Source organism: Microbacterium jejuense (assembly GCF_019511665.1).
Taxonomy (GTDB): Bacteria; Actinomycetota; Actinomycetes; order Actinomycetales; family Microbacteriaceae; genus Microbacterium; species Microbacterium jejuense_A.
The window spans coordinates 76,727-95,492 of the sequence record NZ_JAEUAW010000006.1 but is presented as its reverse complement, the minus strand read 5'-3'; the positions used below and the strand labels follow the sequence as shown (position 1 = coordinate 95,492).

The window sequence follows — 18,766 nt, the reverse complement described above, 5'->3', positions numbered from 1 at the left end:
AGGGGGCTTGAACTCCTACTGGGCCGCTTCGAAGAGCGACAGCACTTCGATCTGCGGGTCGGTCAGGGTGAGGGTCACGACAGGACGGCCGTGGCCCTCGGCGAGCACGGCGGCGTCCCCGGCGGCCTGCGCCTGGATCAGCTGGCCGAACGTGAACGGACGGTCTGGGATCTCGAGGTCGACGTCGGTCTGCTCGAGGATCTGCAGGAACACGCCGTTCGCCGGACCGCCCTTGTGGTACTGGCCGGTCGAGTGCAGGAAGCGCGGGCCCCAGCCGAACGTGGTGGGCCGGCCGGAGTCGGCGGCGACCAGTTCGCGCAGGCCTTCGAGCTGCGGCAGCGCCAGCCGGTTCACGTAGGCCTGGATGGCGACGTACCCGTCCGGCGAGAGCTGCGCCCACAGTGCGTCGAGCACGCCGGCGACGGTTCCGGATGCCGCCAGCGCAGGATCCGAGACACGCACCTCGACGCCCTCGACCGCGAAGGCCGGGGGAGTGGGCTCGGGACGCGCGTCCAGCAGCCCGCGGGCGGCGACCTTGGCGGACTCGACGTCGGGCTGGTCGAACGGGTTGATGCCCAGCATCCGTCCCGCGATCGCCGTCGCGTACTCCCACACCACGAACTGGGCGCCGAGCGAGCCGCTCACGAGGACCTCGCCCTCGTGGTGCTCGAACAGGTGGAACCGCTTCGCCTCATCGACGAACCGCACGACCTGCAGATCGGCGGGCTTCGCGTCGACCTCGGGCGAGACCGGCAGGAGGACGACCGGAAGGATGCCGGTGCCCTCCTTGCCCGTCGACTCGGCGACGAGCTGCTCGATCCAGTCCGGCAGGCCCACGATGTGCGTGCCGTCGGTGATGAGGCCGAGCTTGTCGCGCCGCGGCTCGCCGCCGGCGATGGCCGCGGCCAGCACGAGCGCGGGGTTGTCGGGGCTGTCGATCGCGAGCTCGAGGAGCGAGGCCTCGGCCTCGTCGAGCAGCTCCGCGATGTCGGCGCCCGCGAGGCCCGCCGGCACGAGCCCGAACGCCGTGAGCGCCGAGTAGCGCCCGCCGACGGTGGGGTCGGCGTTGAAGACCGTGTAGCCGTCGGCGCGCGCGGAGTGGTCCAGCGGCGAGCCGGGATCGGTGACGACGACGATGCGCTCGGCGGGGTCGATCCCTAGGTCGCGGAAGGCAGCCTCGAAGGCGCGCTTGGCGGAGTCGGTCTCGACCGTGGAGCCGGACTTGGACGACACCACCAGCACCGTGCGGGTGAGGTCGCCGCTCTCGGCGTCGCCGTCGATCGCGGCCAGCACCTGGCCGGGCGCGGTCGAGTCGAGGATCACGAGCGGCACGCCTGCCGTCTGCGCGATGACCTCCGGCGCGAGCGACGACCCGCCCATGCCCGCGAGCACGACACGCGTGACGTTCTGCGCGCGCAGGCGCTCCCGCAGTGCCAGGATCTCGGCCACGAGAGGGCGCGAGACGCTGACCGCCTCGACCCATCCGAGACGCTGGGATGCCTCGGACTCGGCCTCGGGGCCCCACAGCGACGCGTCGCCGGCGGTGATGCCCGAGGCGACGAGGCTGGCCACCAGCCCGGGCAGCGTCGCCTCGACGACGGACTTGACGTGCCCGCTGAGGTGGATGTCGAAGCTCATCGGGCGGCCTGGACGGCGTCCTCGAGCGCCGTCTTGACGGTGCCCTGCAGGTCGTGCCACGACGCGATGAACTTCGACACGCCCTCGTCCTCGAGCACCTGGGTGACGTCGGCGAAGTCGACGCCGACGGCGGCGAGGCGGTCGAACACCTCGTGCGCGGCGGCGTACGTGCCGGTGACGGCGTCGCCGGCGACCTGGCCGTGGTCGAAGGTGGCCTCGAGCGTCTTCTCGGGCATCGTGTTGACGGTGCCGGGGGCGACGAGCTCGGTCACGTACAGCGTGTCGGGCAGGGACGGGTCCTTGACGCCCGTGGAGGCCCACAGCGGACGCTGGGGGTGGGCGCCGGCATCGGTCAGCGCCTTCGCACGGTCGGTCGCGAACTGCTGCTCGAACAGCTCGTACGCCAGGCGCGCGTTCGCGACGCCGGCGAGCGACTTCAGCGCGGTGGCCTCGTCGGTGCCGATCGCGGCGAGGCGCTTGTCGACCTCGGTGTCCACGCGCGACACGAAGAACGAGGCGACGGAGTGGATCTTCGAGATGTCGTGCCCGTTCGCCTGGGCCTGCTCGATGCCGGCGAGGAACGCGTCGATGACTTCGGCGTAGCGCTCCAGGCTGAAGATCAGCGTGACGTTGACCGAGATGCCTTCGGCGAGCACCGCCGTGATGGCGGGCAGGCCGGCCTTCGTGGCGGGGATCTTGATGTGCACGTTCGGGCGGTCGACCGTGGCCCACAGCTCCTTGGCCTGTGCGATCGTGCCGTCGGTGTCGTGCGCGAGGTCGGGCGAGACCTCGATCGATACGCGGCCGTCGACGCCGTCGGTCGCCTCGTAGACGGGACGGAAGATGTCGGCGGCATCCCGCACGTCATCGGTGGTCGCCGCGAAGATCGCGTCGTCGACCGAGGCGCCGGCCGCCGCGAGCTCGGCGATCTGCGCGGCGTACGAGTGGCCGCCGCCGCCGATGGCGCCCTGGAAGATCGTCGGGTTGGTCGTGACGCCCGAGACGTTGCGCGTCGAGATGAGCTCGGTCAGGTTGCCCGACGTGATGCGCTCGCGAGACAGGTCGTCGAGCCAGATGCTGACGCCCGCGGCGACCAGGTTCTCAGTGGGGGTGCTCATGCTGCGTTCTCTCCTCGTGCTTACCGTGCGGCGGCGGCCGCGATGGTCTCGCGGGCTGCCTCGACGACGTGCTCGGCGGTGATGCCGAACTTCTGGAACAGGGTCTTGTAGTCGGCGGACGCGCCGAAGTGGTCGATGGCGACCGAGCGGCCGGCGTCGCCGACGATGCCGCGCCAGGTGAGCGCCGAGCCGGCCTCGACCGACACGCGGGCCTTCACCGCGGCGGGCAGCACCTTCTCGCGGTACGCCTCGTCCTGCTCGGCGAACCACTCCAGCGACGGAGCCGATACGACGCGGGCGTTCACGCCCTCGGCGGCGAGCGTCTCGCGCGCCGCCACGGCGAGCTGCACCTCGGAGCCGGTCGCGATCAGGATCACGTCGGGCGTGCCGTTCGGCGCCTCGGCCAGGATGTACGCGCCCTTGGCGACGCCGTCGGTCGAGGCGAACACGTCGCCCTCGGCCTCGCCCTCGCCGCGCGGGAACACGGGGATGTTCTGGCGGGTCAGGGCGATGCCCGACGGCCCGCCCTGGCGGCGGAGGATCTCCAGCCACGCGGCCGACGTCTCGTTCGCGTCCGCGGGGCGCACGACCGTGAAGTTCGGGATGGCGCGCAGGGTGGCGAGCTGCTCGATCGGCTGGTGCGTGGGGCCGTCCTCGCCCAGCGCGACGGAGTCGTGGGTCCAGACGAAGATCGACGGGATGTCCATGAGCGCGGCCAGACGCACTGACGGGCGCATGTAGTCGCTGAAGATCAGGAACGTTCCGCCGAAGGGACGCGTGGGCCCGTGCAGCTTGATGCCGTTGACGATGGCGCCCATCGCGTGCTCGCGGATGCCGAAGTGCAGCACGCGGCCGTAAGGGTCGCCCGACCACTCGTGCGTGGACCACTCGGCGGGGATGAACGACTTCGCGTCCTTGATCGTCGTGAGGTTCGACTCGGCGAGGTCCGCCGACCCGCCCCACAGCTCGGGCAGCTCGGCCGCGAGCGCGTTGATGACGACACCCGACGCGGCGCGCGTGGAGACGTCCTTGCCCGCTTCGAACGAGGGCAGGGCGGATGCCACGTCCGCCGGCAGCTCGCCTGCCTCCAGCCGATCGAACAGGGCCTTGCGCTCGGGGTTCGCGGCGGCCCACGCGTCGAACGACTCCTGCCAGACGGCGCGCTCCTCGGCGGCGCGCTCGGCGAGCGCCCGCGTGTGGGCGATGACGTCGTCGGCGACCACGAAGGACTGCTCGGGGTCGAAGCCGAGCACCTTCTTGGTCGCGGCCAGCTCGTCGGCGCCGAGGGCCGAGCCGTGGATCTTGCCGGTGTTCTGCTTGCCGGGCGAAGGCCAGCCGATGATCGTGCGGAGGATGATGAGCGACGGCTTGGCGGTCTCGCCCTTCGCCGCCTCGATGGCGGCGTACAGCTCGGCGACGTCTTCGACGTACTCGCCCGTCTTCTTCCAGTCCACCACCTGCACGTGCCAGCCGTACGCCTCGTAGCGCTTGGCGACATCCTCGGTGAACGCGACGTTGGTGTCGTCCTCGATCGAGATCTGGTTCGAGTCGTAGATCGCGATCAGGTTGCCCAGGCCCTGGTGGCCCGCCAGCGACGACGCCTCGCTCGTCACGCCCTCCTGCAGGTCGCCGTCGCCGGCGATCACGTAGACGTAGTGGTCGAACGGCGAGGTCCCGGCCGCGGCGTCCGGATCGAACAGGCCGCGCTCGTAGCGGGCCGCGTACGCGAAGCCCACCGACGATGCGAGACCCTGGCCCAGCGGGCCCGTCGTGATCTCGACGCCCTTGGTGTGGCCGTACTCGGGGTGACCCGGGGTCAGCGACCCCCACGTGCGCAGCGCCTTGAGGTCGTCGAGCTCGAGCCCGAAGCCGCCGAGGTACAGCTGCACGTACTGGGTCAGCGAGGAGTGCCCTGCCGACAGGATGAACCGGTCACGGCCCACCCAGTGGGTGTCGGCGGGGTCGTGCCGCAGCACGCGCTGGTAGAGGAGGTATGCCGCGGGAGCCAGGCTCATCGCCGTCCCCGGGTGGCCGTTGCCGACCTTCTCCACGGCGTCCGCCGCGAGGACACGGGCGGTGTCCACCGCGCGCCGATCGATCTCTTCCCAACGCAGTTCCGACACCCAGGCGCCTTTCTCGAGGAGTTGCGCCCGGCAGGTGGCCGATTCGCGGCCCTTGTCCGGATGGAGAAGGGGAAGATCGGCGGCGGGCGCGCGTGTGTTCAGCATAGCGAAGCGGTGTGCCGCCCAGGCCATGCGAGCCGTCAATGTGACAGAGTCTTGCGAACCCGATTGCGCGCACGGTCACCGGCGGGTGACGCGCTCGTCACGATCCGCTCACTGCGTCGCCCGCTCGGATGTGACCGGTGACACCCGCGGTGTCGCCCGCCCGGGGCGGGGCGGGCGCGGCCCGATGCCCTAGACTTGGGGAGATTCTGCAGGCGGCGATAGCGGGGGCCATGGACATCACGAAGACGGCCGGGGACGAGGCATCCACCGTCGACGCACCCCGCCGGACTCGCCAGGGAATCGGCCGCACGGTCAAGGCGTACGTCGCCCTGATGAAGCCGCGCGTCCTCGAACTGCTGCTGGTGACCACCGTGCCGGTGATGATCCTGGCGCAGGGCGGCTTCCCGAGCCTGTGGCTGATCGTCGCCACCGTCATCGGCGGCACCGCCAGCGCCGGCTCCGCGGCGGCGTTCAACATGTACCTCGATCGCGACATCGACGCGCATATGCAGCGGACCGTCAACCGCCCGCTCGTCACGGGCGAGGTCTCACCGCGCGGTGCGCTGATCTTCGCGTGGTCGCTCGCCGTCTTCTCGACGGTGTGGCTGTGGCTCACGACGAACTGGCTGGCTGCGACGCTGTCGGCGGTCGCCATCTTCTTCTACGTCGTGATCTACACGATGATCCTCAAGCGCCGCACCGAGCAGAACATCGTGTGGGGCGGCATCGCGGGCTGCTTCCCGGTGCTGATCGGCTGGACGGCCGTGACCGGCTCGCTCGCGTGGCCGCCGGTCATCCTGTTCGCCCTGGTGTTCCTGTGGACGCCGCCGCACTACTGGCCGCTGTCGATGAAGTACAAGGACCAGTACGAGAATGTGGACGTGCCGATGCTCGGCGCGACGCGCGCCGGCTCGCAGGTGGGGCTGCAGGTGATTCTCTACGCGTGGGCGACCGTCGTGTGCTCGCTGCTGCTGATCCCCGTCGCCGACATGGGGCTCGTCTACACCGTCTCGGCCGTGGTCTTCGGCGGATGGTTCATCTACGAGTCGCACGTGCTCTACAACCGCGCCGTCCGCGGCACCGAGCCGCGTCCGATGCGCGTGTTCCACGCGTCGATCACCTACCTGACGCTGCTGTTCGTCGCGATCGCGATCGATCCGCTGCTGCCGTTCTGATTCCGAGCCCCTGTCGATTCCGGCGGGGGCTCGTTCGTCGGATGGGTGAGGGGCACAATGCCTCTCGACGACGAAGGAGCGAACGATGGCGAAGTACATGATCCTGATCTACGGCGACGAGGCGCAGTGGGACGCCCGCACCGACGAGGGGATGCGGGCGACCGACGCGGGGCACGCGGCGTTCGCCGAGCGCGCTGGCGCGGCGATCCTCGCGTACGGGGAGCTCGAGCCCAGCACCACGGCGACGACGCTGCGGCCCGGCGGCGAACGGCCGCTCGTGACCGACGGGCCGTTCCTCGAGACCAAGGAGGTGCTCGGCGGCTTCTACCTCGTCGACGTCCCCGATCTCGATGAGGCGCTCGCGCTGGCCGCTCTGCTGCACGAGACCACCGAAGAGCACGGCGGTGTGCAGGTGCAGCCGCTCGTGCACCGCGGCTGACGAATGGATGCCGCACGCGGCGGTGACCGGTCCGCCGCGGTGCCGGCCGCTCTGAGCCGTGCCCACCGAGAGGAGTGGGCGGCGGTCGTCGCGGCGACCGCCCGCCTGACCGGCGACCTGGACCTCGCGGAGGAGTGCACGCAGGAGGCGTTCACCCGGGCCGTCGAGGTGTGGCCGGTGCGCGGCATCCCGGATCGTCCCGGCGCGTGGCTCACGACGGTCGCGGCCAACCGTGCGCGCGACGTGCTGCGGCGGGAGGCGGCGCTGCGGCGCCGACTCCCGCTGCTCGTGGCCGAGCCGCCCGCCGAGGATGAGACCGCATGGCATGCCGACGACCGGCTGCGGCTCATCTTCACGTGCTGTCACCCGGCGCTGGCGCGCGAGGCGCAGGTCGCCCTGACGCTGCGACTGGTGTGCGGGGTGTCGACCGGCGACATCGCGGCGGCATTCCTCGTCGGTGAGCCCACCATGGCGGCGCGCATCACGCGCGCCAAACGCAAGATCGCCGCCGCGCGCATCCCGTTCCGCATCCCCGACGCGCACGAGCTGCCCTCGCGGGTGTCGGTCGTGTGCGATGTGCTGCATCTGGTGTTCACCGTGGGCCATGCGCCGCCGTCCGGTGAGACCGTCGTGCGCGCCGACGTCGTGGACGAGGCCATCGCGCTGACGCGCATGGTGCATGATCTCCTGCCGGCGGACCGGTCGGTCACCGGCCTGCTCGCGCTCATGCTGCTGACCGATGCGCGTCGAGAGACCCGTGATGAGCTGCTCCCCGCGCAGGACCGCACCCGGTGGGATCGCACGCTGATCGACGAGGGTCTCGCGCTGCTGGCGCAGGCGGCGGACGGGCCGGTCGACCAGTACGCCCTCGCGGCCGCGATCGCCGCCGTCCATGCGCAGGCGCCGACATGGGCAGACACCGACTGGACGCGGATCGTCGACCTCTACGGCCTGCTCGCGCGGATCTGGCCGAGCCCCGTCGTGGCCCTCAACCGCGCGGTCGCCCTCGGGATGCGCGACGGGGCAGCGGCGGGGCTCGCCGCGGTCGACGCCGTCGCCGCCGAGCCCGCGCTGCAGCGCTATCCGTACCTGCCCGCCGCGCGGGCGTCGTTCCTGTCGCAGCTCGGGCGCTGGAACGAGGCGGCCGACGCATACGCCGACGCCGCCGAGCTGGCGGGAACCCTCGCGGAACGGCAGCGGATGCAGGAGCGGACCGCCGAGGCGCGGGCCCACGCGGGCTGTGGATAACTCGGGCGGCGGCCGCACGGCTGCCGTTACGGTGGTCGGGTGATCCTGCGCGCGACGACGGCGACCCTCGGGCTGGCGGCTGCCGCCCTGATGCTGAGTGGATGCCTCGCCCCGGCGCCCGAGCCCACGCCCACGCCGACCGCGGTGTTCGCAAGCGAGGACGAGGCGTTCGCCGCTGCGGAGGAGACGTACCGCGCTTATGTGGATGCCGAGAACGCGCGATGGGCCGATCCCCACTCAGAGCCAGCGCCGGACAGCTTCCTGATCGGTGAGGCACTTGAAGAGCAGATTGAGGTCAACCGCCAGTTTCGCGAGATCGGGCTACGCGTCGTCGGAGAGAACCACATCGAGCGGGTTGACCGAATCCGAGCTAACTCGGGGACTGGTGAGACAGTGCTGGAGGTCTGCATCGACGCCACCGATTCTCGTGTAGTCGACGAGTCAAACCAGGATGTGACGCCAGCTAACCGGGCGCCCCAGGTGCTGGTCCGGGTCGAGTTTGTTGCCGTGGGCGACGAGCTCGCTATCGAGAAAAGTGTGACCGCTCGGGAAGATGGATGCTGACCACGTCGATTGTCCTAACGAGCACCCTGCTCGTTTATCAGTGGAGTGGGTTGGCGCCAGCGGCGGGCGCCTGCAACGCCGCACTCATCTCAGCTGGGTTGTGCCATGAGTCCACGACCAACTCGGGTGAATCCCTTGAGGTGGGGCTTGAACGAATTCACCCAGATCGAGCTAATGGCGGCTCGGGTGATGTGCACGACGATGGTCACGTTCCGACCATCTGGTACGAGCCCGACACCGGCCGCATCTGCGATACGCCCGACGGGCTGTGCCTGGCGAAGGATGCCCCCGCGGAGCCCGTGGATGCGGGGTTCCCTACCGTGACGCTGGCGGACCTCGTGTCGTTCCGTCCGGCGGCGCCGCAGCTGACAGGGGAGCCGGCCGGTTTCGGAGTCGTGCGGATGCCGACGAACTTCGTCGCCGCGGCATCCGCTCAAGACATCCCCGGGGTGCTGCTCGGGTATCCGGTGACGGTGCGGTTCACCCCGGTGGCCTATGTGTTCTCGTACGGCGACGGGCAGTCGCTGCGGACGACGACGGGCGGCGTCGCGTGGGCGGCCTCCGGCAGTCCGCAGTTCACGCCCACCGACACCAGCCATGCGTACGCGGAGCGCGGCGTCTACCTGTCGAGCGTCACGACGGAGTACTCGGCGGCGGTGGACTTCGGTGCGGGATGGCGCGCCGTGGACGGCGTCGTGACAGCCCGCACGGGCGACTATCCGGTTCAGGTCGTCGAGGCGCGCACGGCCCTCGTCGAGCACACGTGTGCGGAGGATCCGCGCGGCCCCGGCTGCTGACGCCGGGAACGCCGAAGCCGCAGGGGAGCGCTTCACGCTCAGCCCTGCGGCTTCGAAAGGTGCGCGTCAGCGCGGGGTGACGTCGTCGCGCTCGTCGGCCGGGGCGTCGTCGACGAGGGGCGCCGACTCGACGACGGGCTCGCTCGCGACGACCGGCTCGGTCGTGACGACAGGCGCCGCCGCGGGCGCGACCTCGTCGAACTCGGGCGCCGCCGCGACGGGCTCGACGACCTCGACGGCCGGCACGGGGCGGAGCGTCGCGTACGCGGCGACCGCGAGGGTCAGGAAGATCCCGACGATGCCGGCGCCGAGCAGGACGGCGCCCGCAACGGCGACGGACTGACCGACGTACACGTCGACAGGGGTCGCGGTGTTGTCGGTCAGCACGGCGGTCATCGAGCCGAGCTTGGACGTGAGCAGGAACGCGCCGCCGGCCGCGGTGCCGAGCGACACGACGAGAAGACCCCAGAACGGGATGCTGCGGGCGAGAGGGGGACGGGTGGACATGTGTCGATCACTCCTCGAGGTCGCGACCCGGGTGGTCACGGCCTCCACCTTGACAGCAGAGGCCGTGGGCCCGCAATGCGAACCCTATGCGTTCCCTGTGCCGGGATCAGGCGTCGACGGCGACGGGCCGCTTCACGTGCATGACCACGGCGGTCATGACCGCGACAGAGATCGCCGCGAGCACCATGTGCACGCCCACCGCCAGCGGGGGCAGGTCGTTGCGCGCCTGGTAGAGGCCGACGCCGATCTGCACGAGCTCGACCGCGAGGAGCGCGACCGCCCATCCGCGGAACGTCCTCGCCCCGGCCGCGGACGAACCGATCACGAGCACGAGCGTGAGCGCGAACAGCGCGTACGCCGGCCACGAGTGGACGTGCTCGAGCAGCGACGCGTCGAAGCCGTTGCGCAGCGTCACCTCCGGGTCGCCCGAGTGCGGACCGGCCCCGGTGGTGAGCACGCCCACGAACACGGTGAGGGCGAGCACGAAGGACGTGATGTGCGTCGTGATCGACATCCAGCGCGGCACAGCGAGCTCTCGCGGTCCGGCCGGCTGGTCCATGCGGGCGACGAAGGCCGCCGAGACGCCGACGAGCACGAGCGACACGATGTAGTGGAACGAGACCAGGTTCGGGTGCAGATCGAAGATGACGAGGATGCCGCCGACCGCCGCCTGCACGAGCACACCGGCGAAGACGATCCACGCCATGGTCCACAGGTCGCGGCGCTGATGACGCAGGCGCGACGCGAACACGACGACGGCGACCGCCGCGAGGCCGACGAAGAACGACAGTCCGCGGTTCGCGAACTCGATGATGCTGTGATAGCTCTGCTCCTCGGTCGGGAACAGCGAGTCCGCGGTGCACAGCGGCCACTCGCATCCCAGTCCCGAGTCCGTCAGGCGCACCGCGCCGCCCGTCCCCACGATGGCGATCTCGAGGATGAGCGAGATCCAGGCGGCGACGCGCACGCGGGTGTCGACCCGATCGGGCAGCCACAGCCGGAATCGCCGCCACAGGCCGGGTGCTGCGGTGGTCTGCTGGTCCGCGGACATACTGGTGATCGCCTCCTGGCAGAGGATCCGGACGCCGCGTACGACGGACGAGGCGCGTCCGTGACGGGGTGGAACCTGTAGAATCGAGGGGTCGGTCGCGAGCGACTCCGATCTGCTCATCGCAGACGGGGGCGCAGCGCACCACCGACAGTCTAGGCGCGATCTCTGCGCCGCTTTGAGAGGGTCCGACGAGCGGCATCCACCCCAGGTAACTCCACCGGGGGAACCGGAATGCCGGGGCGGATGACACCGCAGGACCCGGAGGAGAACGTGACGATGACTGATGTGCTGATCGATCGCCCCGAGCTGGAAGGTCTGGGGGTCTACGAGTTCGGCTGGCACGACCCCGATGCCGCCGGAGCCAGCGCCAAGCGCGGCCTGAGCGACGCGGTGGTCCGCGACATCTCGGCTCTGAAGGCCGAGCCGGAGTGGATGCTGAAGACCCGCCTGAAGGGCCTGCAGCTGTTCGACCGCAAACCCATGCCGACGTGGGGCGCCGATCTCAGCGAGATCGACTTCGAGAACATCAAGTACTTCGTGCGCTCGACCGAGAAGCAGGCGCAGTCGTGGGAGGACCTCCCCGAAGACATCCGGAACACGTACGAGAAGCTCGGCATCCCGGAGGCGGAGCGTCAGCGCCTCGTCGCGGGCGTGGCGGCGCAGTACGAGTCCGAGGTCGTCTACCACCAGATCAACGAGCAGCTCGAGGCGCAGGGTGTCATCTTCATGGACACCGACACGGCGCTGCGCGAGCACCCGGAGTTCTTCGAGGAGTACTTCGGCACCGTGATCCCCGCCGGCGACAACAAGTTCGCCGCGCTCAACACCGCGGTGTGGTCGGGCGGCTCGTTCGTCTACGTGCCCCCGGGCGTCCACGTCGAGATCCCGCTGCAGGCCTACTTCCGCATCAACACCGAGAACATGGGCCAGTTCGAGCGGACGCTCATCATCGCCGACGAGGGCTCGTACGTCCACTACATCGAGGGCTGCACGGCCCCGATCTACAAGTCGGACTCGCTGCACTCGGCCGTCGTCGAGATCATCGTGAAGAAGAACGCCCGCGTGCGCTACACGACGATCCAGAACTGGTCGAACAACGTCTACAACCTGGTCACCAAGCGCGCCGTGGCGCACGAGGGCGCGACCATGGAGTGGATCGACGGCAACATCGGCTCGAAGGTCACGATGAAGTACCCGTCGATCTTCCTGATGGGCGAGCACGCCAAGGGCGAGACGCTGTCCGTCGCCTTCGCCGGTCCCGGTCAGCACCAGGACGCCGGCGCGAAGATGATCCACATGGCGCCCTACACGCAGTCCTCGATCGTCTCGAAGTCGATCGCCCGCGGCGGGGGCCGCGCCGGCTACCGCGGCGAGGTCCGCGTCGACGCCAACGCGCACCACTCGGCGAACACCGTCCGCTGCGACGCGCTGCTGGTCGACACCATCTCGCGCTCCGACACGTACCCGGCGATCGACATCCGCGTCGACGACGTGCAGCTCGGCCACGAGGCCACCGTCTCGAAGGTCAGCGAAGAGCAGCTGTTCTACCTGATGAGCCGCGGTCTTCCCGAAGACGAGGCCATGGCCATGATCGTGCGCGGCTTCATCGAGCCGATCGCCCGCGAGCTGCCCATGGAGTACGCGCTCGAACTCAACAAGCTCATCGAGATGGGCATGGAAGGATCCGTCGGCTAGATGAGCCCCACGACTGAGGCCCCCACCGTCCCCGGCGCGAAGGGCCACACCGATGGCGCCGGCGCGTTCGTCCCGGTTCAGACGCGCTCCGAGCGCTTCCGCTCCACCGATCCCGCCGCCTTCGAGGCGCCCACGGGCCGCGAGGTCAACTGGAAGCACACGCCCGTGCAGCGCCTGCAGCGACTGTTCGCGGATGCCCCTGGCGACGCCGGCGCCGTCTCGCTGAGCGTGACCGGCCCCGTCGCAGGCGCCGGCCTCGCCGTGGGCCAGGCGCCGCGCGGCGAGGTGTTCGTCCCCGAGGACCTGCCCGCAGCTGTCGCGTGGACCCGCTCCGCCGAGGCGCTGTACGTGTCGATCCCGGCCGAGGCAGAGCTCGACGAGCCCGTCGTGATCGAGGCGACCGGCGGGGGAGCGGACCTCGTGGGTCACTCGCACGTGGTGGTCGAGGCATCCCGTCACAGCCGCGCGACCGTCGTCCTGCGCCACGCGGGCAGCGCCCAGTTCGCGCAGAACGTCGAGATCATCGTCCGCGAGGGCGCGCACCTCGAACTCGTGACGGTGCAGCGCTGGGACGACGATGCGGTGCACGCGGCATCCCACCAGGCGCGTGTCGAGCGCGACGCGAGCCTGCGTCACGTCGTCGTCAGCTTCGGCGGCGGCGTCGTGCGCGTGAACCCGAGCGTCGAGCTCGCCGGCACCGGCTCGCGCGCAGAGCTGTACGGCCTCAGCTACTCCGACTCGGGCCAGCACCTCGAGAGCCAGGTCTACCTGCACCACAAGGGCGCAGAGACCAGCGGTGACGTGCTGTACAAGAGCGCCCTGCAGGGTGCTGCGGCGCGCACCGTGTGGATCGGCGACGTCCTCATCGGACCGGATGCCGTCGCGACGGACTCGTACGAGGCGAACCGCAACCTGGTGCTCACCGAGGGCGCGCGCGCCGAGTCGATCCCGAACCTCGAGATCGAGACCGGAGACATCCGCGGCGCCGGCCACGCGAGCGCCACCGGGCGCTTCGACGACGAGCAGCTGTTCTACCTGCAGGCGCGCGGCATCCCCGAGGCCGAGGCCCGGCGTCTGGTCGTCCTCGGGTTCCTCGCCGAGATCGTGCAGAAGATCGGCGTGCCCGACCTCGAGGCCGAGCTGTTCGCCGCCATCGAAGAAGAGCTCGCCAAGGAGGACCTGGCATGACCGCTCAGCGCGCGTGCGCCCTCAGTGACCTCGTCCAGGACGAGGCGCGGCGCGTCGAGATCGACGGGGTGCCGATGGCCGTCGTGCTCGACTCCAACGGCGAGGTCCACGCGATCGGCGATACCTGCACGCACGGCGACATCTCGCTGTCGGAGGGCTTCGTCGACGGCGACTCGCTGGAGTGCTGGGCCCACGGCTCGGCGTTCTCGCTGCGCACCGGCAAGCCCCTCAATCTCCCCGCGTACGAGCCGGTCCCGGTGTACGCGGTCACTCTCGACGGCGATGACGTGCTCATCGATCCGTCCGTCACGCTCGATGTGAACTGAAGAAGGTAACGAAGAATGTCTGTCCTCGAGATCCGCGACCTCCACGTGACGGTCGAGACGGATGCCGGCACCACGCCCATCCTCAACGGCCTGTCGCTCACGATCCGCACCGGTGAGACCCACGCCATCATGGGCCCCAACGGCTCGGGCAAGTCGACCCTCGCGTACACGATCGCCGGCCACCCCAAGTACACCGTCACGAGCGGCGAGATCACGCTCGACGGCGAGGACGTCCTCGCGATGTCGGTCGACGAGCGCGCGCGTGCCGGGCTCTTCCTGGCCATGCAGTACCCGGTCGAGATCCCCGGCGTCACCGTCACGAACTTCCTCCGCACCGCGAAGACGGCGATCGACGGCGAGGCGCCCTCGATCCGCACGTGGACGAAGGACGTCAAGTCGTCGATGAAGAACCTGCGCATGGACCCGAAGTTCGCGCAGCGCAACGTCAACGAGGGCTTCTCGGGCGGCGAGAAGAAGCGCCACGAGATCCTCCAGCTCGAGCTGCTCAAGCCACAGATCGCCGTCCTGGACGAGACCGACTCGGGCCTCGACGTCGACGCGCTGAAGATCGTGTCGGAGGGCGTCAACCGCGCCAAGGCCGAGACTGACCTCGGTGTGCTGCTCATCACGCACTACACCCGCATCCTGCGCTACATCCACCCCGACTTCGTGCACGTCATGGTGAAGGGTCGCATCGTCGAGGAGGGCGGGCCGGAGCTCGCCGAGCGCCTCGAGGACGAGGGCTACGACCGCTTCCTGCCCCAGGGCGAGGAAGAGGCGGCCGACGCCCCCGTCGGCAGCGAGGCGTAGGATCGTCCCATGACCGCGACTCTCACGCCCGAGAAGTACGACGAGGTCACAGAGGCCCTCAAGGACGTCATGGACCCCGAGCTCGGGATCAACGTCGTCGACCTCGGCCTCATCTACGACCTCGCGTGGGACGACGAGAACGACGCCCTGGTCATCCACATGACGCTGACGTCGGCGGGCTGCCCGCTGACCGACGTGCTCGAGGAGCAGACGGCGCAGGCTCTGGACGACGTCGTGGAGCGGTTCCGCATCAACTGGGTGTGGATGCCGCCGTGGGGTCCCGAGCGGATCACGGACGACGGGCGCGACATGATGCGCGCGCTCGGCTTCGCGATCTGACACGGGCGGGTTTCGGCGGGTGACGCCACGACGCTCACGCGTCCTCTCGCTCGGTAGGCTCGAAGAGTGAGCGTCACCACACCCCTGCAGGCACTGTCCGTCGACGAGCTGCGTCAGCGCACCAGCACGAAGTGGCGCACATACCCTGAGGACGTGCTGCCGCTCTTCGTGGCCGAGACGGACTTCGCGCCCGCGCCGGCGGTGACCGATGCGCTGCTGCGTGCCGTGCAGCTGGGCGACACCGGCTACACGCCGCCGGACCCGGGCATCCGCGACGCCTACGTCGGCTTCGCGCAGCGGCGCTTCGGCTGGACCGTCGACCCCGAGCGCATCCGCACGACGTGCGACGTCATGATGGGGGTCGTCGAGATCCTGCGTCACGTCACCGCGCCGGGCGACCGCGTGATCGTCACGCCGCCCGTGTACCCGCCGTTCTACGACTGCGTGCCCGAGGCGGGCGCCGTCATCGAACGCGTGCCGCTCCTCGACACCGGCGACGCGTGGCAGCTCGACCTCGCCGGCATCGACGCGGCGCTGGCCGCGGGCGCCCGTGCCGTGCTGCTGTGCAACCCGCACAACCCGACCGGAACAGTTCACTCCCGTGAGAACCTCGCAGCCCTCGCCGACATCGTCGAGAAGCATGGCGCCGTGGTCGTCAGTGACGAGATCCACTCGCCGCTGGTCCATCGCGGTGCCGTCTTCACGCCCTTCCTGGACGCGTCGCCGGCGGCCGCGCGGGTCGGGTACGCCGTCATCAGCGCCAGCAAGGCGTTCAACCTCGCCGGCCTCAAGTGCGCGCTGATGATCACCGCCGACGACGCCACGACCGCCGTCGTGCGGGCGCTTCCAGCGGAGGTGGAGTGGCGCACCGGGCTCTTCGGCGCGCTGAGCGGCGTCGCCGCGTTCTTGCCCGAGAGCGACGAGTGGCTCGACGCGCAGCTGGAGGCGCTCGACGTCAACCGGTCCCTGCTGGCGGAGCTGCTGGCCGAGCACGTCCCGGCGGCCCGCTACCGCATCCCGGACGCCGGCTTCCTCGCGTGGATCGACCTGACCGATCTCGGGTGGGGCGACAACCCGGCGGCGAAGATCCTCCGCGAAGCGAAGGTGGCGCTGCACTTCGGTCCGCACTTCGGCGACGAGGGCAAGGGGCACGTGCGCCTGAACTTCGGCTGCTCGCCCGACGTCCTCCGCGAGGCGGTGGAGCGCATCGGCGCCCTGGCGCGCTCGTGACGACCGCATCCGAGGCGGCCCCCGGCATCTGGAACGCACGCTACGTCTGGGTGACCGTCGGCGCCGTCGCGCTGATCTTCCTCGCGGCGATGCAGTCGCTCGCGGTGACGACCGTGATGCCGGTCGTGAGCGCCGACCTGCACGGCGACCGGCTGTACGCCGTCGCCTTCGCGGGCACGCTCGCCACGAGTGTCATCGGCATGGTGGTCGCGGGGGCGTGGTGCGACAGGGGCGGCGTCCTCGCGCCGTTGACGACGGCCGTCGTGCTGTTCGTCGTGGGCCTGGTCATCGCAGGCCTCGCGCTGACGATGCCCGTGCTCGTCGTCGGGCGTCTCGTCCAGGGGCTCGGCACCGGCGGGCAGACGGTCGCGCTGTACGTCGTCGTCGCCCGCGTGTACCCGGGTGCGCTGCATGGACGGGTGTTCGCGGCGTTCTCTGCGGCCTGGGTCGTGCCCTCGCTCATCGGACCCTTCCTCGCCGGCGCGGTGACGGAGTTCCTGCACTGGCGATGGGTGTTCCTGGGTGTGGCCGGACTCACGGTCATCGCCTTCGCGATGGTCGTCGCGCGACTGCACGGGCTGCCGCTGCACACGGACGAGCCGGCCACCGGGCGCATCGCGCCGCGCGTGGCGTGCGCTGTGGCCGTCGCGATCGGAGCGCTGGGGCTGAGTCTCGCGGGGGAGCTCGGAGCGTGGTCGTGGGCGGCGGTGGCGGCATCCATCGTCGTCATCGGGCTGGCGGCGAGACCGCTCCTGCCGCGCGGCACGCTGCTCGCGGCGCGCGGGCTGCCGAGCGTCGTGCTGATGCGCGGCCTCATCGCCGGAGCCCTGTTCGGCGCGGAGATCTACGTGCCGTACCTGCTGATCGACGACTACGACTTCTCGCCGACGTTCGCCGGGCTGGGCCTCACTGCGGCGGCGCTCGCGTGGGCGGCGGCCGCCGACGTGCAGGGGCGCTTCGGCGACCGCATCGGCAACACCCGCATCACCCTGATCGGCACGGCCCTGCTCGTCGGGGCGCTCGCGTTCGCGCTGCTGACCGCCCTGCTCGGCCTGCAGCCATGGGTGCTGATCGCGGGCTGGGGACTGGCGGGCGGCGGCATGGGTCTCATGTACCCGCGGCTCACGGTGCTGACGCTGGCGTACTCGACGCCGCAGAATCAAGGGTTCAACTCGTCCGCGTTGTCGATCTCGGACTCGGTCGGGTCCGCCTCGTCGATCGCCGTGGCGGGACTGGTGTTCACGGCGCTGGCCGGCACGGGAGCGGGGTTCCCCGCGGTGTTCGCACTGACGGGTGCTCTCGCGCTCGTGGCGCTCGTGCCCGGGCTGCGGCTGGGACACGCGCACGAGGCAGCCCCCGCGCGGTGACGCGCGGCTAGTTCTCGGCCCGGCCCAGACGCCAGTAGCCCATGAAGGCGACGGCGCGGCGGTCCACGCCGTGCTCGGCGACGAGGTGGCGGCGCAGCGCCTTGATCGCGCCGGCCTCGCCCGCGAGCCACGCGTAGAGGCGGGCGCTCTTCAGCGCGGCGCCGCCCTTCGCGGTGCGCGGCACCTCCCACAGGATGTCGTTGTCGATGTCGATCTCTTCGACGACGGCACCCGCACCTGCGGGGGCCAGCTCGGCCGTGGCGTCGGCGACGGCCGGCATGAGGTGGACATGCCGTTCGCCGGTCGTGCGCGCTCCGATCCGGTACTCGAATCCGGGATGCCGCGGCAGATACGCCGCATCGTCCGCATACGGCAGCTCCACCGCCACCACGCCGCGGGCGTCGCGGGGGAGCTGCTCGAGGATCGCGGCGATCGCCGGGGCCGCCGTCTCGTCGCCCGCCAGCAGGATCTGATCCACCTGCGCCGGCGGTACGAAGTCGATGCCGAAGCTCACGCCCTCGTGACCCGTGGTGGGGGCGAAGATGAGCACCTCGTCGCCCAGCCGGGCGTTCGCGATCCACTCCGAGGCCGGCCCGATCACGTCGTGCGAGACCATGTCGACGTCGACCTCGCTGATGTGGTTGCGCACGTAGCGCGTCGTGTACGTCCGGAACGGGGGACGCCGCTCCTCCGGCAGCTCGCGCCACCGCGCGTACCAGTCGCCGCCCGTGGGCATGCTGTCGAGCGAGGCCGTCGCCGACGGGAAGACGATCTTCACGCGCTGGTCGAGCCCGGGGTCGCCGTACTCGGCCAGTTCGGGGCCGCCGAAGGTGAAGCGGCGGAAGCTCGGCGTGACGTCGGCGATCGCGGTGACGCGGGCGCGGAAGAAGCGATACGGCACGTCGGACTCGGCCATGAAGGACTCCGGAAAGTTAGGTAAGGGTGCCCTAATCAGGCACCGAGACCACGTTACCCAGCGTCGCTCCGGATTGCCAATCAGGAGCCTCGGTTCGTCGACGCGAAAGCCCCGGCCGGGTGGCCGGGGC

General features: G+C 70.4%; 18 protein-coding genes. 12 read left to right on the top strand and 6 right to left on the bottom strand.

Annotation, left to right across the window (positions count from 1 at the left end; translation table 11 throughout):
• Positions 1 to 15 precede the first annotated feature (15 nt).
• The 3 genes from JNB62_RS09685 to tkt are packed head-to-tail and all read right to left on the bottom strand — an operon-like array spanning position 16 to position 4,879.
• Complete coding sequence (locus JNB62_RS09685) at positions 16 to 1,638, bottom strand: glucose-6-phosphate isomerase (RefSeq protein WP_220300675.1); 1,623 nt, start codon at positions 1,636 to 1,638, stop codon at positions 16 to 18.
• The gene (tal, locus tag JNB62_RS09680) at positions 1,635 to 2,756 is read right to left on the bottom strand and encodes a transaldolase (RefSeq protein WP_220300674.1); all 1,122 of its coding nucleotides are present in this window, start codon (positions 2,754 to 2,756) and stop codon (positions 1,635 to 1,637) included. The genes JNB62_RS09685 and tal overlap by 4 nt, the downstream gene beginning before the upstream one ends.
• A gap of 20 nt (positions 2,757 to 2,776) precedes the next feature.
• Positions 2,777 to 4,879: a transketolase gene (tkt, locus tag JNB62_RS09675; RefSeq protein WP_220300673.1), complete on the bottom strand. Its 2,103-nt coding sequence runs from the start codon at positions 4,877 to 4,879 to the stop codon at positions 2,777 to 2,779.
• A 335-nt stretch (positions 4,880 to 5,214) separates the two neighbouring features.
• Here tkt and JNB62_RS09670 point away from each other — a divergent pair, with 335 nt between their 5' ends.
• From JNB62_RS09670 to JNB62_RS09650, 5 genes are all read left to right on the top strand, one after another.
• Positions 5,215 to 6,159 carry a heme o synthase gene (locus tag JNB62_RS09670; RefSeq protein ID WP_222855917.1) on the top strand — a complete coding sequence of 315 codons (945 nt, stop codon included), beginning with the start codon at positions 5,215 to 5,217 and terminating at the stop codon, positions 6,157 to 6,159.
• Between the two features lie 85 nt (positions 6,160 to 6,244).
• Positions 6,245 to 6,598 carry a YciI family protein gene (locus JNB62_RS09665; protein WP_220300672.1) on the top strand — a complete coding sequence of 118 codons (354 nt, stop codon included), beginning with the start codon at positions 6,245 to 6,247 and terminating at the stop codon, positions 6,596 to 6,598.
• A 3-nt stretch (positions 6,599 to 6,601) separates the two neighbouring features.
• Positions 6,602 to 7,846 carry an RNA polymerase sigma factor gene (locus JNB62_RS09660; RefSeq protein WP_220300671.1) on the top strand — a complete coding sequence of 415 codons (1,245 nt, stop codon included), beginning with the start codon at positions 6,602 to 6,604 and terminating at the stop codon, positions 7,844 to 7,846.
• A 39-nt stretch (positions 7,847 to 7,885) separates the two neighbouring features.
• Entirely contained in the window at positions 7,886 to 8,410 is a 525-nt protein-coding gene (locus JNB62_RS09655; protein WP_220300670.1) for a hypothetical protein, read from the top strand.
• Between the two features lie 191 nt (positions 8,411 to 8,601).
• On the top strand, positions 8,602 to 9,207 hold the full coding sequence (locus JNB62_RS09650) for a hypothetical protein (RefSeq protein ID WP_220300669.1): 606 nt from the start codon (positions 8,602 to 8,604) through the stop codon (positions 9,205 to 9,207).
• A 66-nt stretch (positions 9,208 to 9,273) separates the two neighbouring features.
• Here JNB62_RS09650 and JNB62_RS09645 read toward each other — a convergent pair whose 3' ends face one another.
• On the bottom strand, positions 9,274 to 9,714 hold the full coding sequence (locus JNB62_RS09645; RefSeq protein WP_220300668.1) for a dinucleotide-utilizing enzyme: 441 nt from the start codon (positions 9,712 to 9,714) through the stop codon (positions 9,274 to 9,276).
• Positions 9,715 to 9,820: 106 nt separating this feature from the next.
• Positions 9,821 to 10,765 (bottom strand): COX15/CtaA family protein, encoded by a 945-nt coding sequence (locus JNB62_RS09640; protein WP_220300667.1) that lies wholly within the window; start codon positions 10,763 to 10,765, stop codon positions 9,821 to 9,823.
• A 276-nt stretch (positions 10,766 to 11,041) separates the two neighbouring features.
• Here JNB62_RS09640 and sufB point away from each other — a divergent pair, with 276 nt between their 5' ends.
• The 7 genes from sufB (at position 11,042) to JNB62_RS09605 (ending at position 17,720) form a co-directional block, all read left to right on the top strand.
• Positions 11,042 to 12,460, top strand: a complete 1,419-nt coding sequence (gene sufB / locus JNB62_RS09635) for a Fe-S cluster assembly protein SufB (RefSeq protein ID WP_191170468.1) — start codon at positions 11,042 to 11,044, stop codon at positions 12,458 to 12,460.
• A complete protein-coding gene (gene sufD, locus JNB62_RS09630; RefSeq protein ID WP_220300666.1) occupies positions 12,461 to 13,648 on the top strand; it encodes a Fe-S cluster assembly protein SufD in 1,188 nt (395 codons plus the stop codon).
• Positions 13,645 to 13,974 (top strand): non-heme iron oxygenase ferredoxin subunit, encoded by a 330-nt coding sequence (locus JNB62_RS09625; protein ID WP_220300665.1) that lies wholly within the window; start codon positions 13,645 to 13,647, stop codon positions 13,972 to 13,974. The genes sufD and JNB62_RS09625 overlap by 4 nt, the downstream gene beginning before the upstream one ends.
• Before the next feature lie 15 nt (positions 13,975 to 13,989).
• Positions 13,990 to 14,784: a Fe-S cluster assembly ATPase SufC gene (sufC, locus tag JNB62_RS09620; RefSeq protein ID WP_220300664.1), complete on the top strand. Its 795-nt coding sequence runs from the start codon at positions 13,990 to 13,992 to the stop codon at positions 14,782 to 14,784.
• Positions 14,785 to 14,793: 9 nt separating this feature from the next.
• The gene (locus JNB62_RS09615) at positions 14,794 to 15,123 is read left to right on the top strand and encodes a metal-sulfur cluster assembly factor (RefSeq protein ID WP_018170657.1); all 330 of its coding nucleotides are present in this window, start codon (positions 14,794 to 14,796) and stop codon (positions 15,121 to 15,123) included.
• Between the two features lie 66 nt (positions 15,124 to 15,189).
• Positions 15,190 to 16,353 (top strand): MalY/PatB family protein, encoded by a 1,164-nt coding sequence (locus tag JNB62_RS09610; protein WP_220300663.1) that lies wholly within the window; start codon positions 15,190 to 15,192, stop codon positions 16,351 to 16,353.
• Positions 16,350 to 17,720: an MFS transporter gene (locus JNB62_RS09605; protein ID WP_220300662.1), complete on the top strand. Its 1,371-nt coding sequence runs from the start codon at positions 16,350 to 16,352 to the stop codon at positions 17,718 to 17,720. The genes JNB62_RS09610 and JNB62_RS09605 overlap by 4 nt, the downstream gene beginning before the upstream one ends.
• 7 nt (positions 17,721 to 17,727) lie before the next feature.
• Here JNB62_RS09605 and JNB62_RS09600 read toward each other — a convergent pair whose 3' ends face one another.
• Positions 17,728 to 18,636 carry a siderophore-interacting protein gene (locus JNB62_RS09600; RefSeq protein WP_220300661.1) on the bottom strand — a complete coding sequence of 303 codons (909 nt, stop codon included), beginning with the start codon at positions 18,634 to 18,636 and terminating at the stop codon, positions 17,728 to 17,730.
• Positions 18,637 to 18,766: the final 130 nt, after the last annotated feature.

Coding starts and splice junctions, on each gene's coding strand:
- JNB62_RS09600 (WP_220300661.1), bottom strand. CDS start 18,636: ATGGCCGAGTCCGACGTGCCGTATCGCTTCTTCCGCGCCCGCGTCACC.
- JNB62_RS09670 (WP_222855917.1), top strand. CDS start 5,215: ATGGACATCACGAAGACGGCCGGGGACGAGGCATCCACCGTCGACGCA.
- sufD (WP_220300666.1), top strand. CDS start 12,461: ATGAGCCCCACGACTGAGGCCCCCACCGTCCCCGGCGCGAAGGGCCAC.
- JNB62_RS09685 (WP_220300675.1), bottom strand. CDS start 1,638: ATGAGCTTCGACATCCACCTCAGCGGGCACGTCAAGTCCGTCGTCGAG.
- JNB62_RS09640 (WP_220300667.1), bottom strand. CDS start 10,765: ATGTCCGCGGACCAGCAGACCACCGCAGCACCCGGCCTGTGGCGGCGA.
- JNB62_RS09615 (WP_018170657.1), top strand. CDS start 14,794: ATGACCGCGACTCTCACGCCCGAGAAGTACGACGAGGTCACAGAGGCC.
- sufC (WP_220300664.1), top strand. CDS start 13,990: ATGTCTGTCCTCGAGATCCGCGACCTCCACGTGACGGTCGAGACGGAT.
- JNB62_RS09665 (WP_220300672.1), top strand. CDS start 6,245: ATGGCGAAGTACATGATCCTGATCTACGGCGACGAGGCGCAGTGGGAC.
- JNB62_RS09660 (WP_220300671.1), top strand. CDS start 6,602: ATGGATGCCGCACGCGGCGGTGACCGGTCCGCCGCGGTGCCGGCCGCT.
- tal (WP_220300674.1), bottom strand. CDS start 2,756: ATGAGCACCCCCACTGAGAACCTGGTCGCCGCGGGCGTCAGCATCTGG.
- sufB (WP_191170468.1), top strand. CDS start 11,042: ATGACTGATGTGCTGATCGATCGCCCCGAGCTGGAAGGTCTGGGGGTC.
- JNB62_RS09625 (WP_220300665.1), top strand. CDS start 13,645: ATGACCGCTCAGCGCGCGTGCGCCCTCAGTGACCTCGTCCAGGACGAG.
- JNB62_RS09645 (WP_220300668.1), bottom strand. CDS start 9,714: ATGTCCACCCGTCCCCCTCTCGCCCGCAGCATCCCGTTCTGGGGTCTT.